This is a genomic window from Acinetobacter sp. KAM396, assembly GCF_021602765.1.
Classification (GTDB): Bacteria; Pseudomonadota; Gammaproteobacteria; order Pseudomonadales; family Moraxellaceae; genus Acinetobacter; species Acinetobacter towneri_A.
In genome coordinates this window covers 1-5,372 of record NZ_BPPH01000060.1, presented here as the reverse complement: position 1 = coordinate 5,372, position 5,372 = coordinate 1, and the positions used below count along the sequence as shown (strand labels likewise).

The following is a 5,372-nucleotide window of genomic DNA, read 5'->3' as shown; positions in this document are numbered from 1 at the left end:
TTAGCGAGTGTCTACGAGCGAAGTATTGATGCTTTTGCTCGTCAAAAAGCATGAGCATAGCGAATGCATTATTCATGTTTTGCTTTTTGAATCCTTGATCATATATGCAAAAAACTGCCCCCACGAAGCGAGTGAAACGAGCTTCAATAGAGTACGAGCTTTAGCGAGTACCAAGGGCAGTTTTAATAACTCACTTTGGAAATAAATTCCCTTTTATTCTTTTAAAAAGCTTTTAAAAGCTTTTAGACCCTCTGAAAACCTTATGCAGCAATAGTTTCAAGCGTTAAAAGGGTACAAATAGCATGATAAAGGGTACAAATAGCATGATTTTATCGTTTAAAAGGGTACAAATAGCATGATTAAAGGGTACAAATAGCATGATAAAGGGTACAAATAAATTATTGTACCCTTATGTTTATTGGTGTACATTGTTTTCTCATAAGGGTACAAAAATCATGTTCATTTTTTATAAGGTTTGATATCTGAATGAATAAAGAAAATAGTTATGATAAATCTTATCCAGTAACAACAATGGCTATTCAAAACAAAGTTACTGAATGCTTTAAAAGCATGTCTGTAGATGAAAAAAGAATTTTAATTATGGCTTCTCCGATTGCTAGAAATATCGATGCAAGTGAACAAGATCAAATCTTAATATCTGCTCAACAATTTGCTGATGACTGTGGTATCAAAGTCAATTCTGCTTATAAACAAATTGAAAATGCGTCAAAAAAACTAGTAGATCGGTCCTTTTCATACGTTAATGATAGGGGGAAAAAGGTCTACTCTAACTGGGTAATTGATGCTACTTATGAAGATGCAGGGATATCTTTAAGGTTTACATCTATTGTTTTGGTGATGTTGAAAATTTTAGATAAATACAATCCATACACTCGTTATAAAAAAGATGTAGTTCTAAAATTAAAAAAAGACTACTCAATAGACTTTTACCATTTAGCGAAAAAAAATCAGGCAAAAAATGGCTTTGAATTAACGCTAGATGAAATGTTTACAGAGTTTGGTTTACCAGAATCTTATAGAGATTTGAGGAACTTAAAACGAAGAGTTTTGAAGAGCTCATTAGATGAAATTAATGAATTTACCGATGTAACAGTTGACTATAGTCCAGTTAAAAAAGGACGTTCTGTTGTCGGCTTTAAGTTCACTGTGAAAGAAAAATCTAAGCCAAAATTAATAGCTCCTGAGCGAGATCCAAAAACAATAGATATATTCTGCAACCTGTCTGATGCTCAAATTAACAAGTACAGTGCTATTTTATCTAAACTTTCTGAGCTATCAGACCTAAGTAACTTCCAGGACTATCCTAGTTTTGCCCTTTGGATTAGTGGCATCTTACGAGATCCGAAAAGTGTAAGAGAGGAAACAGCAAAGCGGATTTTTAAAGCTCTTCATAGCAAGACGGATTTTAAACCATGAAAACTAGAGCTGAATTAGATGCAATGAGCCATCAAGAACTCAAAGACTATGAGCAAAGTTTACTTGCTCTGTGGACACCAAGAATGGCTATTGAAAGTGACATTGAAAGGTTAAGCACTAATCGCAACGAATTATTAGAAATTTTTAATCAATTAAAAAATCCTGATGCTCCTGAAAATGAGCGTTTAAAAAATTCTATTTTATCGCTCAAATATAAGATTGAAGATTTAGAAGATAAATTGGATGATCTTATTCAAGATAATCGCTTAAATCGTGCAGATTGAATTATTCAGTTTATTTAATTAAAACCGTGAAACATTGATCAAAGAATAGGCGTGGAACGTGAATAGTCACAAAAAAGCCGTTCCATTGCGCTGAACCCTGGAACGTCTTAGTATAAGTTTATGATTTATATCGAATAAAAAACAGTATTTCGTATAAGGTGTATTATGTTAATTTTAGAAAATCTAAAATAATTATTGATAATTTTTTTTTGAAAATTTAACATACCTTCCGATTGGTATTTTAGGTATGATTACTTATGAACAGTGTGTTACTCGCTTATGTATTACTTGGATTTGCAATAGTTTCCGAAGTGATTGGAAGTAGTTTTTTAGTTAAATCGGAAGGGTTTACAAAACTTTTTCCAAGCGTGATGGTCTTTATTTCTTTTAGCACGGCATTTTATTTATTATCACAAGTTATTAAAACAATCCCTTTAGGTATCGCATACGCTATATGGGCTGGTGTTGGGATTGTTCTAACTGCTGTAGTTAGCTACTTTGTTTTTAAACAGACACTAGATAATCCTGCTTTAATTGGAATTGGTTTTATCGTATCTGGCGTAATAATTATTAATTTATTTTCGCAATCAGCAGGTCATTAAGTGAAAGAAATTCGGCAACAAAAGAAGCAACCAGAGGTTATTCGAAAGCGCATCCTTGAACAGGCAACTATTCTTGTTTCTCAAAAGGGTATTTCTGGTGTTTCTATTCAAAATATTGCTACAGCAGTAGGTATAACAAAAGGGGGGGTATTTCACCATTTCCCGAATAAAAAAAATTTGATAGAAGAAATGTTCAATCAAATAATTCTTGATTTAGATCAAACAGTTGAATACTTGATTAAACGCGATCAAACAGAATATGGTAAATTCACACGAGCTTATATTCATAGTTCTTTTATCCATCAAATAGATGGGGTGGTTTCTGCTTGGTCAGCGTTATCAATGACTATGATCACAGAGCCTACCTTTAATAAAATTTGGATGGAATGGCTAAAAAATAGATTATCTCAACATGCAGAAACGGATAGTCATCCTGATTTAGAGTTACTTCGTTTAGCAGCAGATGGGTTGTGGCTACAAAGTATTACCGGAGTCATTGATGATGAGCAATGTTCAAAATTAGAAGACGATCTGCTTAATCGAACCTATTTAACATAAAATCTCTTATGCGAAATTTAGGTCTTATCCCAAATAAATCCATTAAAAAGATCTTTATCTTTCTGCCTATTTTCTTCAGTCTTACTTTCCGTGCTTAAAAACTTTTCAAAATCGGTTAGTTGACCCTTAAAAGATTCATCATTTTTCAGTTTGTTTAGAACCCAAGCCCCCAGTAGAATTTTACGTCTAGTATCATCTTTTCTTTGTCGATCAGAATTTTTCTTTTTTTCACGAGCAGCAATAGCTTGTTTTTGTGCTTTTAGTTGTCTTAATCGTTCTTCTTGCTTTGCAATTTTTTGCTCTAAAGTTTCAACACTCATACCATCACCATCTCAAGGAATCCCCCTCAAGCATAGGTCTGTTTGAATTGAAATTCAAGACAGCCCATGCTATCGTGGTTTTCCCGAAGGGCGCACTTAGCCATTGGATTTCATCCAATGGTGCGACAAGGGGTAAATCCCCTTTGTAATCCCCTGACCAACATATACATGTTGGTAATTTCGATAAATCGAAATAAAGAGCAAAAGCAAAATGGCGATATATCATTTTTCAGTTAAAACGATTAGTAGAGGTAATGGACGATCGGCCGTTGCTTGTGCTGCATATCGTTCAAGTGAAAAATTGGTATGCGATTTTTATGGAAAAGAACAAGACTACACAAGAAAAACTGGTGTCGAATTTACAAAAATCTATGCACCTGAAAATACAAATACTGAGTTACTCAAGCGCCAAACACTTTGGAATGAAGTCGAAAAGGTTGAACGTAGAAAAGATGCATTACTTGCAAGAGAGTTTGAGATTGCATTTCCCAGTGAGTTAAACGCTGAACAGCGTGAAAATATGCTCAATGAACTTTGCCGAAACCTCGTTAAAAAATACGGTGTCATCGTTGATGCTGCTATTCATGCACCTCATACAGACAGTGGAAGTGATGAACGCAACTACCATGCACACATCATGTTCACAACCCGAAGTATTAATGAGCAGGGTGGCTTTTCAGCAAAAAAATATAGGGACTTCAGTCGTGACAATGGCACAGAAACTGTAAGCCACTGGAGAGAATCATTTGCAGAGTTATGCAATCATCACCTGGAACAAAATGGATTTGATGAACGTGTCGATCACAGAAGTTATGAAGACCAGGAAAGTGACCTAGAAGCAACTCAGCACGAAGGTCCTCAAGCGACATACCTCCGGAGACGAGGGATATTTACAGAAATTAGTCTGAAAAATGATGAAATTAAGCTACGTAATTTAAAAATCAAAAAGGTCATCGCACTGGATGAAAACATCAAAGTATCTGAGGATCTTGTTCAAAAAGTACGAAGTGAGCTTCAGTTTCAATACTCTCAAGCTGAGTATTCAGAAAAAACTTCTCAGAAACTTTATGAATTCCAAAATGAAGAATTATCAAAATTAACAACAAAATTAGACACGATGAGTTCTGCAATATCAGAACTACGCAAAAAAGAGCCTTTATTTTTTAAAACAAAATGGATCAATCAAATAAATGACCTGATCGACCAACACAACACCCAACTAGACATCCAAAAGCATATTTCTGGTCTTAGTGAAATAGAAAAAAAAGAGAGATATTCTGATCATTTAAATAAATGGACAGAAGAAAATCAGCTGCTCCAGCCTAAAAAGTCTTTTGCAAAACTTGACGAACCGAACATCACTGTTAAACAACGAAAACTTAATGATCAAATTTCAAATATAGATCATCAAATTTCTGAAATATCACGCAGAGAAACTGAGTATCAAGAGTATGTACGCGATCAAAGACTGGAGATCATAAATAGTTATATATTTGAAGAAGATAACTATGGAAATAAATACTTTAGTCCTCAAAATGGTGAAAAACAAAAGCGACTATATGCAGAAGAAATGGAAGATCTAAAAATCCAAGAATTGCATGCGGCTTTTACAAAAAAAATTGAGACCGAAGCGCAGCAAGAGTTTTCCCAAAAAATAGCAATACAGCTCGAAAACGACCGAAAAGATCGTGAATCTAGAGAACAGCAGTTACGTAAAGAACGAGAGCAACAAGAACAACGCTATGCACAAGAACGAGAGCAACAAGAACATTTGGCATTTTTAAGACGCCAAGAACAAGAAAAACAGCAGAGAAATGAGCCTAAAAAGCCAGAAAATGACAATAACCATGACTACACGCCTTAGCAATCCCATTTAAGCGCAAAAAAACGGGGGTTTTAGCGACTTTTGATAGAAATACAGTAAAACTATAGTTGATAAAAATAAAATCGCTTAGAACGCAAATGAGAGCCTTTTAGCGAGTGTCTACGAGCGACACAACGAAAGGTTGCTTATTCCCCCTCTGAAAAACCGTTTTTTATTGAATTACTGGGGACAGTGATTAGCGAGTGTCTACGAGCGAAGTATTGATGCTTTTGCTCGTCAAAAAGCATGAGCATAGCGAATGCATTATTCATGTTTTGCTTTTTGAATCCTTGATCATATATGCAAA

At 34.7% G+C, this 5,372-nt stretch carries 6 protein-coding genes; 5 read left to right on the top strand and 1 reads right to left on the bottom strand.

Annotated features, from left to right (window positions below; genetic code table 11):
* The first annotated feature begins 486 nt into the window (after positions 1–486).
* From L6C30_RS14155 to L6C30_RS14140, 4 genes are all read left to right on the top strand, one after another.
* Positions 487–1,437, top strand: coding sequence for a replication initiation protein (locus L6C30_RS14155; protein ID WP_004728629.1), 951 nt, complete (start codon positions 487–489; stop codon positions 1,435–1,437).
* Positions 1,434–1,721, top strand: a complete 288-nt coding sequence (locus L6C30_RS14150; protein WP_004728627.1) for a hypothetical protein — start codon at positions 1,434–1,436, stop codon at positions 1,719–1,721. Before L6C30_RS14155 ends, L6C30_RS14150 begins: the two co-directional genes overlap by 4 nt.
* 257 nt (positions 1,722–1,978) lie before the next feature.
* Positions 1,979–2,323, top strand: a complete 345-nt coding sequence (locus tag L6C30_RS14145; RefSeq protein ID WP_087090658.1) for an SMR family transporter — start codon at positions 1,979–1,981, stop codon at positions 2,321–2,323.
* Positions 2,324–2,881 (top strand): TetR/AcrR family transcriptional regulator, encoded by a 558-nt coding sequence (locus L6C30_RS14140; protein ID WP_016165572.1) that lies wholly within the window; start codon positions 2,324–2,326, stop codon positions 2,879–2,881.
* 17 nt (positions 2,882–2,898) lie between these two features.
* Here the strand turns inward: L6C30_RS14140 and L6C30_RS14135 are convergent, their stop codons facing one another.
* Positions 2,899–3,201: a hypothetical protein gene (locus L6C30_RS14135; protein ID WP_046128218.1), complete on the bottom strand. Its 303-nt coding sequence runs from the start codon at positions 3,199–3,201 to the stop codon at positions 2,899–2,901.
* Between the two features lie 211 nt (positions 3,202–3,412).
* On the opposite strand from L6C30_RS14135, the gene mobQ reads away from it, so the two are divergent.
* Positions 3,413–5,065 carry a MobQ family relaxase gene (mobQ, locus tag L6C30_RS14130; protein WP_018680086.1) on the top strand — a complete coding sequence of 551 codons (1,653 nt, stop codon included), beginning with the start codon at positions 3,413–3,415 and terminating at the stop codon, positions 5,063–5,065.
* Positions 5,066–5,372 lie beyond the last annotated feature (307 nt).